The organism is Mesorhizobium sp. M8A.F.Ca.ET.057.01.1.1, assembly GCF_003952565.1.
Lineage (GTDB): Bacteria > Pseudomonadota > Alphaproteobacteria > Rhizobiales > Rhizobiaceae > Mesorhizobium.
On the sequence record NZ_CP034454.1, the window covers coordinates 3012934 to 3030224 of the forward strand.

General features: G+C 63.3%; 17 protein-coding genes. 9 read left to right on the forward strand and 8 right to left on the reverse strand.

Translation table 11 applies throughout. The features are described from left to right. Positions 1 to 17: 17 nt before the first annotated feature. A complete protein-coding gene (locus EJ077_RS14070) occupies positions 18 to 680 on the reverse strand; it encodes a hypothetical protein (protein ID WP_208702661.1) in 663 nt (220 codons plus the stop codon). Beyond that, on the reverse strand, positions 677 to 976 hold the full coding sequence (locus EJ077_RS14075; protein ID WP_027144983.1) for a DUF3572 domain-containing protein: 300 nt from the start codon (positions 974 to 976) through the stop codon (positions 677 to 679). Before EJ077_RS14075 ends, EJ077_RS14070 begins: the two co-directional genes overlap by 4 nt. Before the next feature lie 247 nt (positions 977 to 1223). On the opposite strand from EJ077_RS14075, the gene EJ077_RS14080 reads away from it, so the two are divergent. The 9 genes from EJ077_RS14080 to EJ077_RS14120 all read left to right on the forward strand — a co-directional run bounded on the left by EJ077_RS14080 (position 1224) and on the right by EJ077_RS14120 (position 11436). After that, on the forward strand, positions 1224 to 1595 hold the full coding sequence (locus EJ077_RS14080) for a response regulator (RefSeq protein WP_006334976.1): 372 nt from the start codon (positions 1224 to 1226) through the stop codon (positions 1593 to 1595). Positions 1596 to 1628: 33 nt separating this feature from the next. Next, positions 1629 to 3002 carry a PleD family two-component system response regulator gene (locus EJ077_RS14085; protein WP_208702662.1) on the forward strand — a complete coding sequence of 458 codons (1374 nt, stop codon included), beginning with the start codon at positions 1629 to 1631 and terminating at the stop codon, positions 3000 to 3002. 552 nt (positions 3003 to 3554) lie between these two features. Beyond that, a complete protein-coding gene (locus EJ077_RS14090) occupies positions 3555 to 5093 on the forward strand; it encodes an FAD-dependent monooxygenase (RefSeq protein ID WP_208702663.1) in 1539 nt (512 codons plus the stop codon). Between the two features lie 86 nt (positions 5094 to 5179). After that, positions 5180 to 5914: a FadR/GntR family transcriptional regulator gene (locus tag EJ077_RS14095; RefSeq protein WP_140757603.1), complete on the forward strand. Its 735-nt coding sequence runs from the start codon at positions 5180 to 5182 to the stop codon at positions 5912 to 5914. Beyond that, positions 5911 to 7098, forward strand: a complete 1188-nt coding sequence (locus EJ077_RS14100) for a PLP-dependent transferase (RefSeq protein WP_208702664.1) — start codon at positions 5911 to 5913, stop codon at positions 7096 to 7098. Before EJ077_RS14095 ends, EJ077_RS14100 begins: the two co-directional genes overlap by 4 nt. 29 nt (positions 7099 to 7127) lie before the next feature. Further along, entirely contained in the window at positions 7128 to 8405 is a 1278-nt protein-coding gene (locus EJ077_RS14105) for an ABC transporter substrate-binding protein (protein ID WP_127280536.1), read from the forward strand. A gap of 188 nt (positions 8406 to 8593) precedes the next feature. After that, positions 8594 to 9517, forward strand: a complete 924-nt coding sequence (locus tag EJ077_RS14110; RefSeq protein ID WP_208702665.1) for a carbohydrate ABC transporter permease — start codon at positions 8594 to 8596, stop codon at positions 9515 to 9517. Continuing rightward, positions 9517 to 10365 (forward strand): carbohydrate ABC transporter permease, encoded by an 849-nt coding sequence (locus tag EJ077_RS14115; RefSeq protein ID WP_127872593.1) that lies wholly within the window; start codon positions 9517 to 9519, stop codon positions 10363 to 10365. The genes EJ077_RS14110 and EJ077_RS14115 overlap by 1 nt, the downstream gene beginning before the upstream one ends. 3 nt (positions 10366 to 10368) lie before the next feature. Then, a complete protein-coding gene (locus EJ077_RS14120) occupies positions 10369 to 11436 on the forward strand; it encodes an ABC transporter ATP-binding protein (protein WP_208702666.1) in 1068 nt (355 codons plus the stop codon). A gap of 123 nt (positions 11437 to 11559) precedes the next feature. Here the strand turns inward: EJ077_RS14120 and rpmG are convergent, their stop codons facing one another. From rpmG to rnr, 6 genes are all read right to left on the reverse strand, one after another. Then, the gene (rpmG, locus tag EJ077_RS14125; protein WP_006201775.1) at positions 11560 to 11727 is read right to left on the reverse strand and encodes a 50S ribosomal protein L33; all 168 of its coding nucleotides are present in this window, start codon (positions 11725 to 11727) and stop codon (positions 11560 to 11562) included. 155 nt (positions 11728 to 11882) lie between these two features. Further along, the gene (locus tag EJ077_RS14130; RefSeq protein ID WP_208702667.1) at positions 11883 to 12341 is read right to left on the reverse strand and encodes a hypothetical protein; all 459 of its coding nucleotides are present in this window, start codon (positions 12339 to 12341) and stop codon (positions 11883 to 11885) included. A gap of 112 nt (positions 12342 to 12453) precedes the next feature. After that, the gene (locus EJ077_RS14135) at positions 12454 to 13632 is read right to left on the reverse strand and encodes an MFS transporter (RefSeq protein WP_208702668.1); all 1179 of its coding nucleotides are present in this window, start codon (positions 13630 to 13632) and stop codon (positions 12454 to 12456) included. Positions 13633 to 13733: 101 nt separating this feature from the next. After that, positions 13734 to 14474, reverse strand: coding sequence for an NUDIX hydrolase (locus EJ077_RS14140; protein ID WP_208702669.1), 741 nt, complete (start codon positions 14472 to 14474; stop codon positions 13734 to 13736). Between the two features lie 73 nt (positions 14475 to 14547). Further along, on the reverse strand, positions 14548 to 14982 hold the full coding sequence (locus tag EJ077_RS14145) for a DUF983 domain-containing protein (protein ID WP_208702670.1): 435 nt from the start codon (positions 14980 to 14982) through the stop codon (positions 14548 to 14550). Next, positions 14982 to 17288, reverse strand: coding sequence for a ribonuclease R (gene rnr / locus EJ077_RS14150; protein WP_208702671.1), 2307 nt, complete (start codon positions 17286 to 17288; stop codon positions 14982 to 14984). The genes EJ077_RS14145 and rnr overlap by 1 nt, the downstream gene beginning before the upstream one ends. Positions 17289 to 17291 lie beyond the last annotated feature (3 nt).

Sequence of the window (17291 nt, forward strand, 5' to 3'; positions counted from 1 at the left end):
TTCCGCCCGGAATTGCGTCAACGCGCCTGAAGACCCAGAGCGCTCGCGATCTTCGGCGCGGCTTCGTGCCAGTCCTGGACGACGATGACATCGTCCGAGACCGGGGGCAGGAACGCGCGCAGCGAATTGTCGGCCATCAGGTGGAAAAGATTTGCGTCGGCGACCGATTCCCGCACCGACGCCAGATTGTGCGGCTGATCATCGACGAAGACCACGGGCCGCTCGGTCTTGCCGCGCAGCCTGGCCACCGCCGGGCCCTTGGCCATCTCGGTGGTCAGCAGCGGATAGGCTAGTCCTAGTGCATCGAGATGGGCGCGGCGCGCGGCGCGATGCCTGTGCGGCATGGCCGTCAGCAATATGATTTCCGCGCGACCTCCAAGCCCCGTCAAGGCCTCCGCGGCGCCATCGGTGATGCTTTGCCAATCAGCTTGCGCGTCGAAGAAATCGCCCAGGAGTGCCGTAACTTCGGGTTGTTCGATCAGGCGGCCGCTGGCCGTTTCGGCAATGTTGCCGGTCAGCCGGAAGGAAGCCAGGGTCAGGCCGTAGCCGCGCGCCTTGAGGAAATGCGGAAACGGGCGGATGAATTCGAGCACCACATCGTCGACATCGAGCACCAGCAGCGGCCGGTCGTCGGCCGCCAGTTCCTCGATCTGGCGCGCGGTTTCGGGATCATCGCTCATGTGGAACGCTCGTGATTGTCATCGCCGAGCGGCAAGGCGCGCAACGCCTTGCCAACGGCCGCCGGCGGGGTGCCGGTTTCCTCGGCAAAACGCATCAAGGTCGGCTCGTGGGCCAGAATGAACTGCAGGACGCCGGCCAGGAAACCCGGCTCGCCGGCCGCTCGGCGGATCGAATGCGCCTCTATTCCCGTGATCGCCAGAAAACGCGGTAGAAGCTCAGGATCGGCGGCAACGAAGCCCAATGCCTTCACGGCAATGGTTTCCGCCTCTTCGCGCATTGACGCTGCGTTTGCCATCACTACCTTCGGTGTGTGGAATGAGTCTCTCCCGCAGTAATGGCAAGAGTTGCTTGCGGCAAGCCATTAGAGTGTGGCGCGCCTTTTGGACGCGCAGGGAGGCGAGGCGGAATTCGTGCTGCTTTGCAGGCCGCGGGTTTCCGTTTCGTCAATCATATTGCCGTATAGTGAAGCAGGGTTTGGTGCGTTCAAGGAAAGAGCGCATGACGGCCACCTCCGGGCGGAGGACGGCCGGGACGGGATGTCGATGCCTAAGAAGGTCATGATCGTCGAGGACAATGAGCTCAATATGAAGCTCTTTCGGGACCTCATCGAAGCTAGCGGTTACGAGACTGTGCGAACCCGCAACGGTCTCGAGGCGCTCGACCTGGCGCGCCAACACCGGCCGGACCTTATCCTGATGGATATCCAACTGCCCGAAGTGTCGGGGCTGGAAGTGACCAAATGGCTGAAGGAGGATGATGATTTGCACGTCATCCCGGTCATTGCAGTGACTGCCTTCGCAATGAAAGGCGATGAGGAGCGCATCCGCCAGGGTGGCTGCGAGGCCTATATTTCGAAGCCGATCTCGGTGCCGCGCTTCATCGAAACCATCAAATCCTACCTGGGCGATGCCTGATGTGCCCTTCCAGCCGAGCCGGAGCCTTGTGAAATGACCGCGCGGATCCTCGTCGTCGACGATATCCCTGCCAATGTGAGGCTGCTGGAAGTCCGGCTGCTGGCCGAATATTTCGAGGTGCTGACCGCCACCAACGGACCCGACGCGATCGAGACCTGCGAGAACGGCAAGGTCGATGTCGTGCTGCTCGACGTGATGATGCCCGATATGGACGGGTTCGAGGTCTGCCGGCGGCTGAAGAGCGATCCGGCGACGTCGCACATTCCCGTGGTGATGATCACCGCGCTCGACCAGGTCTCAGACCGCGTGCGCGGGCTGGAGGCCGGCGCCGACGATTTCCTGACCAAACCAGTCAACGACCTGCAACTTATGACGCGCGTCAAGAGCCTGGTCCGCCTGAAATCGCTGACCGACGAGCTTCGGCTGCGCGCCTCGACCACACGCAACATAGGCATCGAGGAACTTTTGAGCCGCAATTTCGCGTCCGAGGACACGACGCCGAAAGTACTTTTGATCGATGAGCGCAAATCGTCGGTCGAGCGCATCCAGAAGATGTTGCGCGACCGTGCCGATCTCGACGTCACCGGCGATCCCCATGCCGGGTTCTTCCAGGCCGCCGAAACGCCCTATGAATGCGTGATGATCTCGACAGCCTTCGCCGATTTCGATCCGCTCAGGCTCTGCTCGCAACTGCGCTCGCTCGACCGCACCCGTTTCGTGCCGATCATCCTGCTGGCGGAGGAGGGCGAGGAGGAGCGCCTCATCCGAGGGCTCGAACTCGGCATCAACGACTATCTGATGCGGCCGATCGACCAGCAGGAACTGACGGCGCGGCTGCGCACCCAGGTGCGCCGCAAGCGCTACAACGACCAATTGCGCGCCAGCGTCACCCAGACCATCGAAATGGCCGTGACCGACGGCCTGACCGGGCTTCACAACCGCCGCTATCTCGACAGCCATCTGCAGACGCTGTTCGACCGCGCCGTGGCGCGGCGCCGGCCGCTGTCGGTAATGATCACCGATCTCGACCGCTTCAAGTCCATCAATGACGCGTACGGCCATGATGGCGGCGACGACGTGCTGCGCGAATTCGCGCGGCGGCTGCGCAAGAACGTCAGGGGTATCGACCTTGCGTGCCGGTTCGGCGGCGAGGAGTTCGTGGTGGTGATGCCGGACACCGACGGCACCGTTGCCGAGAAGGTGGCCGAGCGCATCCGTGCCGAAATCGCCCAGAAGCCGTTCGCCATCGGCGCCGACGGCAAGACGATCGAGGTCACCGTCAGCGTCGGCGTGTCATCGGTGTTGAAGGGCGTGGATACGGTGGCCGCGCTGATGAAGCGCGCCGATCTCGCACTCTATGAAGCCAAGAGCGGCGGCCGCAACCGCGTCGTTGCCAAGGCGGCCTGACGGTCCGGGCCCGATTATCCGGTCAACCCAACAGGGTTACCCATTTACCTTAATCCAAGCGATTCGCGAGCCTTGGTTAAGAAACTGTTGATTTTCATAAGCTCTTGCGCAAATGTGCAGGCCAAGACGAAGCCGGCACGAGGGTAGACAGCCGGCTCGGTCCCTCAGGAATACCCCATGATGCTCAGGTCCGCCGCATCTCCTGGGTCCGTGGGGTCGGCCGGCCGGCGCTGGCACATAGTGGCCTCCTCGTACCGCTGCCAAACGCCGACCGGCCCCCTCTTGTCGATATGACATCAGGATTCCGCGCCAAGCCCCGGAAGTGCCGGGGCTTTTTTGTGTGCGGCAGGATCTGAAGAACGCTTTCCTGGGTTCTAACGGCACCTCGCGCGCTATTGCTTCGCAACGCGCGACCTTTTCACTGCCGTATGCATTGGGGAAGGCGAGAGGCTACCCCCTCCATTTCATACATATGGCGCACAAGGGGCTTGCGGCAAGACCTGGCTGTTCCCGTAAAACCACGACCCAAGTTAACGGAAACGGGAGTGGCGAATGCCGGAACTGTTGTCGAGAGGGCAAGTGCGTCGGGACCATGCGGTGGTGATCGCCGGAGGCGGTCCGACCGGGTTGATGCTGGCTGGCGAACTCGCATTGGCGGGCGTCGATGCGGCCATTGTCGAGCGGCGGCCCAACCAGGAACTCATCGGCTCGCGAGCGGGTGGCCTGCACGCACGCACCATCGAGGTGCTCGACCAGCGCGGAATTGCCGACCGGTTCTTATCACAGGGACAGCTGTCGCCGTCCGTGGGTTTCCACATGATCCGGTTGGACATCAGCGATTTTCCCACGCGGCACAACTATCTGCTGGCGCTGCGGCAAAATCATATCGAGCGGCTATTGGCCGACTGGATCAGCCAGTTGGGGGTGCCGATCTATCGCGGACAGGACGTCACGGGCTTCGCACAGGATGACGATGGTGTCGACATCGAGCTGTCCGGTGGCCAGCAGTTGCGGACGCAGTATCTCGTCGGCTGCGACGGAGGACGCAGCATCATCCGCAAGGCGGCGGGCATCGCGTTCGACGGGTGGGATCCGACGATGAGCTGGATGATCGCCGAGGTCGAGATGTCGGGGGAACCTGGATGGGGCTTTCGCAGCGACGCCTACGGTATTCACGCGATAGGCAAGATTGAAGAAAGCGGCCGCGTGGGTGTGGTGTTGACCGAGAGGCAACTGACCATTGGCGGCGAACCTACGCTGCGCAATCTCAGCGAGGCGCTTGTCGCGGTTTACGGCACCGATTACGGGGTCCACAGTCCGACCTGGATTTCCCGGTTCACCGACATGACACGCCAGGCCGCGGCTTACCGCAACAGACGTATTCTGCTCGCCGGCGACGCTGCGCACATCCATCCCCCAATGGGCGGACAGGGCCTCAATATCGGCGTGCAGGACGCGGTGAACCTGGGATGGAAGCTGGCCCAGGTGGTCAAGGCGACGTCCCCTGAAAGTCTGCTCGACAGCTACCATGCCGAACGCCATCCGGTTGCCGCCCGCGTGCTGCGCAATGCGATGGCACAGGTCGCGCTTCGTCGAATGGACGACCGCAGCAAGGCTCTGGGCGACACGTTTGCCGAACTGCTTGCCATGGATGGGCCACGCAAACGAATCGCAGCGGAGATGTCCGGCCTGGGTGTCCGCTACGATCTCGGGGAAGGCCACGCGCTGCTTGGGCGGCGAATACCCGACCTCGATCTGCTCACCGCCAACGGCCCGTTGCGGCTGTTTACCTTGCTGCACGACGCGCGGCCGCTGCTCCTCGATTTCGGTGAACCAGGCAGGCTGGACATTGCGCCTTGGGCCGGCCGGATCCGGCAGATCGATGTCAGGTATGCCGGTGCCTGGGAGCTTCCCGTACTCGGAACGGTCGCTGCGCCCGACGCGGTTTTGATCCGGCCCGATGGATACGTGGCCTGGGTAGGAGTTGGGACTCCACAGGGATTGGCCGACGCGTTGACCAGATGGTTCGGACCGGCTGCCGCGGCCGAGCATCCCTCCGGATATGGCGTTTCACGGTCTTCAACAGGCTGACGACCGGCTGCCCTCCTGACAAGCGATTGACAGGAGGTTTCATCTGTGCAGAAATTGGTTGGACCATTGGACCACTTGGAGGAAATGTGGACCAGAACAGCCTGCCACCCATTCAGACGACGGCGCGCGACGACGCCGTGCTGAAGGCGTTAGTGGGCTTCGTCCGCGCCGAGGCCTTGCAGCCTGGCGAGCGACTGCCGACCGAGCGCATCCTGGCCGAGCGGCTCAAGGTCAGCCGCAACACGGTGCGCGAGGCGCTGACGCGGTGGGAGGGACTGGGCCTGGTCGAACGCCGGCAAGGCAGTGGCACCTATCTCAAGGCGGCCGTCTCGCCCGACATGCTGCATCTGCCGCTGACCCTGGCGGGCGGCAATGACTTCACCAGCCTGATGCAGACGCTGGAAATCCGCCGCGCACTGGAAGCGGAAGCGGCGGCGTTGTGCGCCGAGCGGGCAAGCCCCGCCGACATTGCCGAGATCGAACGCAAGCTCGATATCATGGAGCAGGCGTTTCGCACCCTGGACGGCATGTCATCGGAAGAGGACTGGGAATTCCACCAGGCGATCTACCGGGTCTCCGGCAATCCGCTGTTCGAACAGATCATCGCGGCCATGCACGAACTGTTCCACCGCTTCTGGGAACATCCGCTCGGCGTGCGCGATTTCGGCCATGCCAGCTTTCCCTATCACCGCACCATCTACGAGCGCATCGCCGCGCGTGATCCGCAAGGCGCCCGCGCCGAGGCGCTCAAGCTGATCGCCACCGTCGAGGACGACCTGAAGCGCGGTGCGGCCAAACTCAAACTTTCGGACCTGAGATGAACGAGCACCCAGCCGGTTTCGATCAAGACTATCTCGCCGAGGCGGCGACGCTTTTGGCGCATGACGAACCGTTCCCCGGTGGCGCCGTCGTACCGCCGATCTACCAGACGTCGCTGTTCACCTTCGCCAATTACGCCGAAATGGCGGATACCTTTGCCGGCAAACGAAAACAGCCGATCTATTCGCGCGGCGACAACCCGACGGTCATGGAGTTCGAGGCGCGTGTCGCGGCGCTCGAAGGCGCCGAGGCCGCGCGCGGCTTTTCAAGCGGCATGGCGGCGATCAGCGCCACCGTGCTTGCCTTCGTCGGGGCGGGCGAGCGCATCGTCGCGGTACGCAACTGCTATGGCGATGCGTACCGGCTGTTCGAGCGGCTTCTGCCGCGGCTCAACATCAGGGTCGATTATGTCGACGGCTCGGATCCGGATGCGGTGGCGGCGGCATTGCCCGGCGCCAAGCTGCTTTATCTGGAGAGCCCGACCTCGATGATGTTCGAGCTCCAGGACCTGCCGCATCTGACCCGGCTGGCCAGGGATCAGGGCATCATCACCACCATCGACAATTCCTGGGCGACGCCGGTCTTCCAGAAGCCGATCTCGCACGGCGTCGACCTCGTGCTGCACTCGGCCTCGAAATATCTCGGCGGCCACAGCGACACCGTTGCCGGCGTGGTGGCGGGCTCGGCCGCGCACATCAAACACATCAACGAGCAGACCTATTCCTATCTCGGCGGCAAGCTGTCGCCGTTCGAGGCGTGGCTCTTGCTGCGGGGCCTGCGCACGCTGCCGCTGCGCCTGCCGCACCACATGAAGAGCGGGCTCGCCATTGCCGAGCGGCTGAAGGCGCATGGCAATGTCGAGCGGGTCAACCACCCCGTCTATTCGAACCATCCGGGCAAGGCGACGCTTGCCGGCTATGGCGGGTTGTTCTCGTTCGAGGTTACCGAGGACATCGACATCCCCCTCTTCGTCGACACGTTGAAATATTTCCGCATCGGCGTCAGCTGGGGCGGGCATGAGAGCCTGGTCGTGCCGGCCAAGGCGTCGCTCGAACAGACGCCGGGACTGAATTCGATGGCGCGCTTCGGCGTCAGCCCCCGAACCATCCGCTTCAATGTCGGATTGGAAAGTGTCGAGGATCTCTGGGCGGATGTCGCCCAGGCCTTCGAAAAAGCCAGAAAATAACAAGCGGGTTCAAAATGGGAGTCTTAAACATGAAAAAACTGACCGTCATGCTTGCCACCGTCGCGGGGCTGGCGATTTCCGCCGGAGGAGCGCTTGCCGATTCGACCCTGAAAATGGTCGAGGTCATCACCAGCCCGCCGCGCACCGAATTCCTGAAAAAGCAGATCGCCGAGTTCGAGGCGGCCAATCCGGGCGTCAAGGTCGAGCTGGTCTCGCTGCCCTGGGGACAGGCGTTTGAAAAATTCCTGACCATGGTGCAGGCCGGCGATACGCCCGATGTGGTCGAGATGCCGGAACGCTGGATGGGGCTTTACGCCAACAACGCCCAGCTCGAGGATCTCGGCCCCTATATGGCCAAGTGGGACGACGCCAAGACGCTCGGCGACCGCGCCAAGCAGTTCGGCTCGACGGTCAACAACACCCAGTTCATGATCCCCTACGGCTACTATGTGAACGCGCTGTTCTGGAACAAGAAGCTGTTCAAGCAAGCCGGCCTCGACGGCCCGCCGGCGACACTCGACGAATTCGTCGCCGATTCCAAGAAAATCTCGGCCATTCCCGGCAAATACGGCTACTGCCTGCGCGGCGGCCCGGGCGCCTTCAACGGCATGCACATGTTCATGAACATCGCCGCCGGCAAGGGCGGTTATTTCAACGAGGACGGCACCTCGACCATCAATGAAGAGGGCTCGGTCAAGGGCCTGCAAATGCTGGCCGACATGTACAAGGACGGCCTGGCGCCGAAGGATGCCGTGAGCTGGGGTTTCAACGAAACGGTCACCGGCTTCTATTCCGGCACCTGCGCCATGCTCAACCAGGATCCGGACGCGCTGCTCGGCATCGCCGACAAGATGAGCGCCGACGACTTTGCCGTGGCGCCGATGCCGACCGGTCCGAGCGGCAAATCCTATCCGACGCTGGGCTATGCGGGCTGGGCGATGTTCGCCAACTCGCAGCACAAGGATGATGCCTGGAAGCTGATGGCAACGCTGCTCTCACCGAAGGACAATCTGGAATGGGCCAAGGAAGTCGGCGTCATCCCGATCCACAAAGGCGCCGACCAGGACGCCCACTTCAAGACCGAGCAGTTCAAAGGCTGGTTCACCGAGCTCAGCGACGGCGCCAAATATGAGATGGTGACGCCGCCGACGCATCTCGAGAATCTTGGCAACTTCGTCGACCAGGTGGCGATCAAGAACTTCCAGGAAGTGCTGCTCGGCCAGAAGACGGCCAAGGACGTCGCCGACCAGTGGGCCGCCTTCCTGACCAAGGAACAGCAGGACTGGCTGGCGAAGAACAAGAAGTAAGGGCAGAGGCTTTTCCTTCTCCCCGTTCAACGGGGAGAAGGTGGCCCGACAGGGCCGGATGAGGGGCAGCGCTGAGTTCTCAGAAGCTGGCGCCGCCCCTGATCTGCCTGCCGGCCTCTTCTCCCCGTTGAACGGGGAGAAGGACGCTTGTCGCCAACGCCGCGCTCCCAGAGGACGTTCCACAGCCAATGACCTATGCCGTGTCCGAAATACGATCTGCCGGCAAGCCGCGACGTAAGTGGCTCACCCACGCTGCCATCGAGCCCTGGCTCTATCTCAGTCCGGCGATCATCCTGCTGGTCGTGGTGCTGCTCGTGCCGCTGGTCATCGGCATCAGCTATTCCTTCCGCAAGTTCTCCGCATTCAAGTCGGACTATGTCGGGCTCGGCCAGTATCAGGCGATGTTTTCGGACCAGGTGCTGGGGCAGGCGCTGGTCAACACGGTGTGGTGGACGGTCGCCAGCCTGTTCTTCCAATTCTTCCTCGGCCTTGGCCTCGCGCTGCTGCTCGACAAGCCTTTCCCAGGCCGCAAGGCGGTGCAGGCGCTGGTCTTCCTGCCCTGGGCGGTGCCGTCCTTCCTGTCGGGCCTGACCTGGGCCTGGCTGTTCAACCCGATCATCGGTCCGCTGCCGCACTGGTTGTTCGCCTTGGGGCTGAAAGCCGAGCCGACCAACGTTCTGTCCGATCCGGCCACCGCCATGTGGGGGCCGATCGTCGCCAATGTCTGGTTTGGCATTCCGTTCTTCGCCATCACGCTGCTGGCGGCGCTGAAGTCGATTCCCTCCGAGCTGCATGAGGCGGCGGCGATCGACGGCGCTTCCCCATGGCAACGCTTCACCAAGGTGACGCTGCCGTTCCTGGCCCCGACCATCGCCATCACGGTGATGCTGCGGACGATCTGGATCGCCACCTTCGCCGACCTGATCTTCGTCATGACCGAAGGCGGACCGGCCGGCTCGACCAACACGGTGCCGGTCTACATCTATGTCAGCGCCTTCAAGTCGCTGGACAAGGGCTATGCCTCGGCTGTGGCCGTGCTGCTGCTCGTCCTGCTCATCGCCTATGCGATTGCGCTGATCGCCATCCGCCGCTCGCTTGTGAGGCACGTCTGATGATCGCGGGACGCTCTGCTTCACAACGGTTCTTCGGCGGCGTCGGTCTCTACGCGGCAATCGCGGCTTATGTGGTCTTCGCACTGTTCCCGATCTACTGGACGCTGAAGATCTCGGTCACGCCGGAGCGGCTTCTCTATTCCGAAGGCATCACCTTCTGGCCGTCGCACATGACGTTGCAGAACTTCATCACAGTGCTCGAAGCCACCGATTTCCCGCGCTATTTCCTCAACAGCGTCATCGTCTCGGTGTCGACGGCGGCCCTGGTGACGGTGATAGCCACGCTCGCCGGCTACGCCATGTCGCGCTTCACCTTTCGCGGCAAGGCGGCACTGGCGCTGATGCTGCTTTTGACCCAGACCTTTCCGCTGGTGATGGTCATTCCGCCGATCTACCGCGTGATGGGCCAGATCGGCCTGATCAACAGCCTGACCGGGCTGATCATCATCTACACCGCCTTCAACACCGCCTTCGCCACCTTCCTGATGCAGTCCTTCTTCGACGGCATCCCGAAGGACCTCGAAGAGGCGGCGATGATCGACGGCTGCACGCGCGCGCAGGCGATGCGCCGGGTGATCGTGCCGCTGACGCTGCCCGGCATGGGTGCGACACTGGGCTTCGTCTTCACCGCCGCGTGGAGCGAGCTCCTGTTCGCGCTGATGCTGATTTCCAGCGACGACCAGAAGACTTTCGCCGTCGGCCTGCTCACCTTCATCGGCAAGTTCGCCGTCGATTGGGGGCAGATGATGGCGGCGTCCATCCTGGCGCTGATCCCGGTCTGCATCTTCTTCGCCTTCCTGCAACGCTATCTCGTCACCGGCCTGACCGCCGGCGCCGTCAAAGGATGATCGATGGCCTCTGTCACGCTCGAAAAGGTTCGCAAGGATTATGGCGCCGTGCGCGTCCTGCACGCGGTCGATCTCGAGATCGCCGATGGCGAGTTCGTCGTCCTGGTCGGACCGTCCGGCTGCGGCAAGTCCACGCTTCTGCGCATGATCGCCGGGCTGGAGGAAGCTTCCGGCGGCGAAATCCGCATCGGCGAGCGGCTGGTCAATGATGTCGCGCCGAAGGATCGCGATATCGCCATGGTGTTCCAGTCCTATGCGCTCTATCCGCATATGGACGTATCGAAGAACATGGGCTTCAGCCTGATGTTGCGAAAGGCCGAGAAGCCGGCGATCGATGCTCGCGTCGATGGTGCTGCCAAGCGGCTGGGGCTCGATACCTTCCTGCAACGCCTGCCCAGGCAATTGTCCGGTGGCCAGCGCCAGCGCGTCGCCATGGGCCGCGCCATCGTGCGCGATCCCAAGGTCTTTCTCTTCGACGAGCCGCTGTCCAACCTCGACGCCAAGCTGCGCGTCCATATGCGCGCCGAGATCAAGGCGCTGCACCAGCAGTTGAAGACCACTTCGGTCTACGTCACCCACGATCAGATCGAGGCGATGACCATGGCCGACCGCATCGTCGTCATGCATGACGGGCTGATCCAGCAGGTTGGTGCGCCGCTCGATCTCTATGACCGGCCGGCCAACATGTTCGTCGCCGGCTTCATCGGCTCGCCGGGCATGAATTTCCTGCCGGCGGTGGTGGAGAAGGACGGCAAGGCGGACGCCGTGCTGTCCGATGGCCAGAAGCTTCGGCTGCCGGACGGCCTGCCGCTCCGGGATGGCGACGTCATCACCGTCGGCCTGCGGCCCGAGCATATCCGGCTGGCCGATGATGGCGCCCTGCAAAGCGAAGTGGGGGTGGTGGAGCCGCTCGGCCTGTCGACGCAGTTCTATGTCAAGCTGGCCGGCCAGCAGCTTTGCGTCTTCGCCATGGGCCGCGCGGGCGTCAAGCCCGGCGACACGGTGCGGCTGTCGGCCGATCCGGCGTTGCTGCATCTGTTTGACGAGAAGAGCGGCGACCGTATCGGCTGAATGAATTCAGCCGGGCTCAATGAATTCAGCCGGGCTGAGCGCACCCAGCCCATGCCTTCCGCATTGGAAACAAAAACGCCGCCCATCGGGCGGCGTTTTGGCATTTCAGAGGGAAAACCCAGATTACTTGATCTTGGTTTCCTTGAATTCGACGTGCTTCTTGGCGACCGGGTCGTACTTGCGGAACGACAGCTTGTCGGTCTTGGTACGGCTGTTCTTGCTGGTGACGTAGAAGAAACCGGTGTCGGCGGTCGACAGAAGCTTGATCTTGATGTTTGCGGCTTTGGCCATGATCTCAGTCCGTTATGTTCGTGGAGTTTTGGCCGCTGGAGCACGGGGAAAACACCCGGACGCGGGAAACTTGGCGCGACACATAAAGAACGTGCCTGGAAAGTCAAGCCCGGCGGACCCTATGTGGCCCGCTCAAGCTGCCCGGTATGCATAAATCAGACGGTTTGCGCCTCTGATACCGCGACCTTCTTCCAGTCTCCGGTCGTGTTCCACCAGCGATTCGGATTGGCGCGGTCGTCCAGCCCCTTGGAGCGGCTGGCAAGGATCGGCTGGATGCGGATCACCGGCTCCTGATAGGAATGGGCCTGGAAAATCGCCTCGACGACGCGAGCCGCCAGCGGCTGGTCATCGGGCAATTCGAAGGAAACCTCGACCGTGCCCGGGCGGCGGCGCAATTCGCTTTCGGCGCCGGCCGCTGCTCCTTCAAGCGGCCTGTAGCGCTCGATGCCATGCGCCGACTGATAGGCATTTCGGTCATACTTGCCCATGGCCAGCGGTGCGATCGCCACAACCGCGTCCATGATGCGGTCGACGTCGGCAGCCGGAGCCTGGAAGCTGACGAGCAGCAGGAGCGTCATTCGCAGCGAGGTGGTTTCAAAGCCGCTGTCGATCATCGGAGTGTCCTCGGTTCAGGGTGTTTTAGAATACCCTTTTAACCGGTGGCTGCTGACACGGTTCTGTCAGCAGCCTGTCGCTGCGCTGTGTCGATAAGCGACTGGTTGGGCTCTACAGCAGGATCTTGCGAACGAGCCTGAAGCAGACCAGGGCGATGTAGGCGGCGAAGAACAGGCCGAGAGACCAGCCGAAGCCGGAAGGCCCGAAACTGTCCATGCCGATGCCGATCGCCTGCGGCCCAAGGACCATGCCGACACCATAGCACAGCACGAAAGCAGCATTGGCCGACGCCAGTTCGTGGCCGGAGAGCTGCGACCCGAGATGGGCAAGACCGATCGTGTACATGGCAGCAACGACACCGCCCCAGACGAAGAGAAGCGCTGCCATCAAATGCCAGTTCGCGGCAAAGAACGGCATGAATATCGTGCCGACGAGACCGACCGTGGCGCAGGCGAGCAGGAGATAGCGCCGGTCCGAGACGCGGTCGCTGATCATGCCGATGGGGATCTGCAACAGCACATTGCCAAGGCCGATCATGGTCAGCAGCAGCGCCGCGTCGGCCTCGGAGTAGCCGATGCGGTTGCCATAGACCGGGAACAGCGCGAAGCCGCCGGTCTCGACCGCGCCGAACACCAGCACGGCGAAAGTCGCGGTCGGCACCAGCCAGATGTAACGCAGGAAGTGGCTGGTTTCGCTCTCCGCCACGATGGCGGGGCTTTCGTTGCGGGCGGCCAGCACCGGTATGGCGGCGAGCGTCACCAGGGCGATGATGACGCCGAACGGCCTGAAGCCGGAACTGCCGAGATGGGCAAACAGCCACGGTCCCGCGGCAAAACCGAGCGACAGGACGGTGGCATAGATGCCGAGCACAAGACCGCGGCGATGCGGCGGCGCCGACGTGCTGATCCAGAATTCCGACAGGATGAACAGCACCGTCAGCGCGATGTGCAGCACGATGCGCAGCGGAAACCACATCCAGAAATCAGGCGCGAAATGGAAACCGACGAAAGCCAGCGCGCCGGTAGCAATCATGGCGATCATAGTCCAGGCGACGCCAAAGCGCATGGCGAGCGGCGTGGCGAGCGGCGCCCCGGCGATCGAGGCCAGGCCGGCGACGGCCGTGTTGAGGCCGATCATCGAGGCCGAATGGCCGCGTGTTTCCAGGATGACGCTAAGCAGCGGCATGCCGAGGCCAATGGCAATGCCGACGACGCTGATCGACGAGATCGCCGCGACCATCGGCAGCCAGTGTACGCGTTCGTCGCCCTGTGGTTGGGTATCGACCGTCATGAGATGCTGAATACTCTGTCTGTTTGATCTTACGCAATTCCCAAGGGCAAGTGCTACGCGCTTGTCCCGGGAAAACCGGGCCACACTTTCCTGGAATTGCTCTAAAGAAGTTCGCGGGTGAAGCGGTTGCGGACAAGCCGGTAGAAGGGGACGGGGCCACCCGGACGCAGCAGCGGATCGTGGGCGAGCCGCCTTTCCAGCTCGTTCAGGATCATTCGGGTGATGTCGGGTATGTCGGCCTGCTTGGCCTTTGCGAGCGGCAGCCAGACCAGTTCCTCCAGTTCGTTGGTCGGGCCGCCATCGGGCAATTCGATGGCGACGTCGCCACGCCAGGCGCTGAAGAAGCGGGTGTCGAATCGGCGCACCCGGTTCGGCGGCGTGATGGCGCGCGCGACGAAGCGCAACGCCTCCAGCGATGGTGCCACGCCATGTTCGACGAAACCCTGCCAGTCGCGCCTGGTCGTCGCAAAGGCGCCCTTGCGGCCGATCAGCAGGCCGGCTTCCTCATAGGTCTCGCGGACCGCCGACAAAGCGATGGCACGGGCTCGAGCGCGGCTGGTGCGGCCGGGGCCGGCCGTCAGCTTGGCTTCTTCGTGCTGGTTAAGGGCGGTCGCCGTCGGGATGCGGCTGTCGGCAGGGTCGGTACGGCCGCCCGGGAAAACGAATTTCCCTGGCATGAAGGCGTGCGCGGCGTGGCGGCGTCCCATCAGCACCAGGACGTCGTCTCCTTTGCGGTCGAGCAGGATGAGCGTCGCGGCGTCACGCGGACGCAGAGGCCGGCCGCCATGCATGGCAAGACCCTTGTCGAGCTTGTCGGCATCCGCCTTGGTCATTGCTTCCATGCGCGGGACCTAGCGGAAACTTCTTGCATGCGAAAGTGGCCTTAACGATTGGCATGTTGCGCCAGCCAACACCTCAGGCCCCGGGATGCGGCTCGATCACATCCTTTTCGCCACCAAATCCGTGCATATAGAACGCCCATTGCAATCCGATGACGGCGCCTTTGACAGGCTGCAGCAACGCGATCGACAGAAGTATGGTCAAGGGCACCCAGATGAGGATGTGTTGCCAGGTGGAGAGCGTCGAGGTCGCCTCGACACCCATGAAGGCGCCGAGCACGATGTGGCCGACGATGACGATGACGAGATAGGCGGGCAAATCGTCGGCGCGATGATGATGAATCTCCTCGCCGCAGACGCTGCAGGTTTCGACGGTCTTGGTGAAGCCGCGGAAGAGCTTGCCTTCGCCGCAATTCGGGCAGCGGCCCAAAAGGCCGCGCTTCATCGCCGTCCACAATGGCCGGGCAGTCCGGCCCGAGTGATGTTCGCCACCAAAAACCTGTTGTTCCATCATCGTCTCCTGCCGCGCGACCCCGGTCGCGATTGCGACGCACGGGCGCGGCCCTTAGCCTTATGAAACGACCTGCTGGAGCCTGGCAGGGGCTTTGGGTCGGTCAACATCTCGAAGCGCATCGCTCCGGCCATCGGCGCCACCTCGACGAGCCGGACCTCGACGCGGTCCGCCAGTTGGTAGCCTGTGCCCGAGCGTTCTCCGAACAGCGAGCGAGCCGTTTCGTCGTATATATAGTAATCGCCGCCCAGAGTTGACACCGGGATGAAACCATCGGCGCCATACTGCGGCAATTGGACAAAAAGTCCTGATTTGGTGACGCCGGAGATGCGGGCATCGAAGCGGTCGTCGATGCGCTCTGCAAGATAGGCTGAGATCAGCCGGTCGACCGTGTCGCGCTCGGCAGCCATTGCGCGCCGTTCCGTGCCGGAGATCAGCACCGCGACGTCTTCGAGGCGCGTCTCCTCGTCTTGCGTCAGTCCTCCGGGGCCAAGACCGAGTGCGGCAATAAGCCCACGATGGACGATCAGGTCCGCGTAGCGGCGGATCGGCGAGGTGAAATGCGCGTAGCGCCTGAGGTTGAGGCCGAAATGGCCGATGTTCTTGGGTGAATATTCGGCCTGGCTCTGCGAGCGCAGCACCACTTCGTTGACCAGCGCCTCATTGTCGGCGCCGCGTACGCGGTCCAGAATGCCGTTGAACTGGCTGGGCCGCATCTGGGCGCCGCGTGCCAGCGACAGGCTAAGCGTCTGCAGGAATTCGCGCAGCGATTCCTGCTTGGCGAGCGACGGCGCATCGTGAATGCGGTAGACCAGCGCCTGCTTTTTGCCCTCCAGCGTTTCGGCCGCGGCGACATTGGCCTGGATCATGAACTCTTCGATCAGCTTGTGGGCGTCGAGCCGCTCCGGCACGATGACGCGGTCGACCGTGCCATCCGGTTTGAGCAGGATCTTGCGCTCCGGCAGGTCGAGTTCGAGCGGCTGGCGGCTGTCGCGGCCGCGCTTGAGGATAGCGTAGGCGTCCCACAGCGGCCTCAGCACGGTGTCGAGGATCGGGCCGGTCTTGTCGTCCGGCATGCCGTCGATCGCCGCCTGGGCTTGGCTGTAGGCGAGCTTGGCAGCCGACTTCATCATGACGCGGTGGAAGGAATGCCTGATCTTGCGGCCATCGGCGGAGAAGGTCATGCGCACCGCCAGCGCCGGGCGATCCTGGCCCTCGCGCAGCGAGCAGAGATCGTTGGAGATGCGCTCGGGCAGCATCGGCACGACGCGATCCGGGAAATAAACCGAATTGCCACGCTTCAGGGCCTCGCGGTCGAGGGCCGTGCCGTAGCGGACATAGGCGGCGACATCGGCGATCGCGACGGTGGCGATAAAGCCGCCGAGATTTTTCTCGTCGAGGTCGGGGGTGGCGAAGACGGCGTCGTCATGGTCCTTGGCATCAGCCGGATCGATGGTCACCAGGGGCAGGTCGCGCCAGTCCTCGCGGTGGGCAAGCGTCGCCGGCTTCACCGCCTCGGATTCGGCTGTCACGTCGGCCGGGAAAATGTGCGGAATGTCGTGCGCGTGGATGGCGATCATCGAGACCGCCTTTTCGCTGGTCAGCGAACCCAGCACGTTGAGCACCTTGGCTCTCGGCAGCCCATAACGCGAGGCTCGCGCGGGCTCGACCTCGACAAGATCGCCGTTTTTGGCGCCGTTCTGGAACTCCTTGTCGACGATCAGTTCGGGCTGGCGCCGTTCCACCGGCTCGATGCGGAAGCTGCCGTCCTGAAGCACGCGAAAGACACCGAGGACGGCATCCGTACGCTTCTCGAAGATCTTCATCACCCGGCCGGTATAGGCAGGCCCTGACGGATCGTCGGTCGGGAAGGTCTTGGCCAGCACACGGTCGCCGATGCCCGGCGCCGGTCCGTTCCCCCCGCGCGAAACACGGATCGAGACCACTGGAGGTTCGCCCGGGCCGACGGCCTCGGCCGGATGCGCCAGCAAGATGCCGTCGCCGTCGCGGCCAAAGATGTCGAGCACGGCGACATGGGGCAGGGCGCCGACGCGGGCCAGCCGCTTGCGCTCCTTGGTCAGAACGCCTTCGTCCTGCAGGTCGCGCAGCAGATCCTTCAGCCAGATGCGGTCGTCGCCGCGCAGCGCGAACGCCTTGGCGATATCGCGCTTTCCGGCACGATCGGGGTTTTCGGCGATGTAGCGCAGGATTTCATCGCGCGAGGGCCGGTAGTCGTCCTTGACCTTGGCCCTGGTGTCGGCGGTGCGCGGATCGCCGTGGCTTCTTCCGGTGATCCTGCGCGCCACGCC

Bases quoted from the DNA above. Each gene is read 5' to 3' on its own strand.
- EJ077_RS14070 (WP_208702661.1), bottom strand. From the start codon at position 680: ATGAGCGATGATCCCGAAACCGCGCGCCAGATCGAGGAACTGGCGGCC.
- EJ077_RS14075 (WP_027144983.1), bottom strand. From the start codon at position 976: ATGGCAAACGCAGCGTCAATGCGCGAAGAGGCGGAAACCATTGCCGTG.
- EJ077_RS14080 (WP_006334976.1), top strand. From the start codon at position 1,224: ATGCCTAAGAAGGTCATGATCGTCGAGGACAATGAGCTCAATATGAAG.
- EJ077_RS14085 (WP_208702662.1), top strand. From the start codon at position 1,629: ATGACCGCGCGGATCCTCGTCGTCGACGATATCCCTGCCAATGTGAGG.
- EJ077_RS14090 (WP_208702663.1), top strand. From the start codon at position 3,555: ATGCCGGAACTGTTGTCGAGAGGGCAAGTGCGTCGGGACCATGCGGTG.
- EJ077_RS14100 (WP_208702664.1), top strand. From the start codon at position 5,911: ATGAACGAGCACCCAGCCGGTTTCGATCAAGACTATCTCGCCGAGGCG.
- EJ077_RS14105 (WP_127280536.1), top strand. From the start codon at position 7,128: ATGAAAAAACTGACCGTCATGCTTGCCACCGTCGCGGGGCTGGCGATT.
- EJ077_RS14110 (WP_208702665.1), top strand. From the start codon at position 8,594: ATGACCTATGCCGTGTCCGAAATACGATCTGCCGGCAAGCCGCGACGT.
- EJ077_RS14115 (WP_127872593.1), top strand. From the start codon at position 9,517: ATGATCGCGGGACGCTCTGCTTCACAACGGTTCTTCGGCGGCGTCGGT.
- EJ077_RS14120 (WP_208702666.1), top strand. From the start codon at position 10,369: ATGGCCTCTGTCACGCTCGAAAAGGTTCGCAAGGATTATGGCGCCGTG.
- rpmG (WP_006201775.1), bottom strand. From the start codon at position 11,727: ATGGCCAAAGCCGCAAACATCAAGATCAAGCTTCTGTCGACCGCCGAC.
- EJ077_RS14130 (WP_208702667.1), bottom strand. From the start codon at position 12,341: ATGATCGACAGCGGCTTTGAAACCACCTCGCTGCGAATGACGCTCCTG.
- EJ077_RS14135 (WP_208702668.1), bottom strand. From the start codon at position 13,632: ATGACGGTCGATACCCAACCACAGGGCGACGAACGCGTACACTGGCTG.
- EJ077_RS14140 (WP_208702669.1), bottom strand. From the start codon at position 14,474: ATGGAAGCAATGACCAAGGCGGATGCCGACAAGCTCGACAAGGGTCTT.
- EJ077_RS14145 (WP_208702670.1), bottom strand. From the start codon at position 14,982: ATGGAACAACAGGTTTTTGGTGGCGAACATCACTCGGGCCGGACTGCC.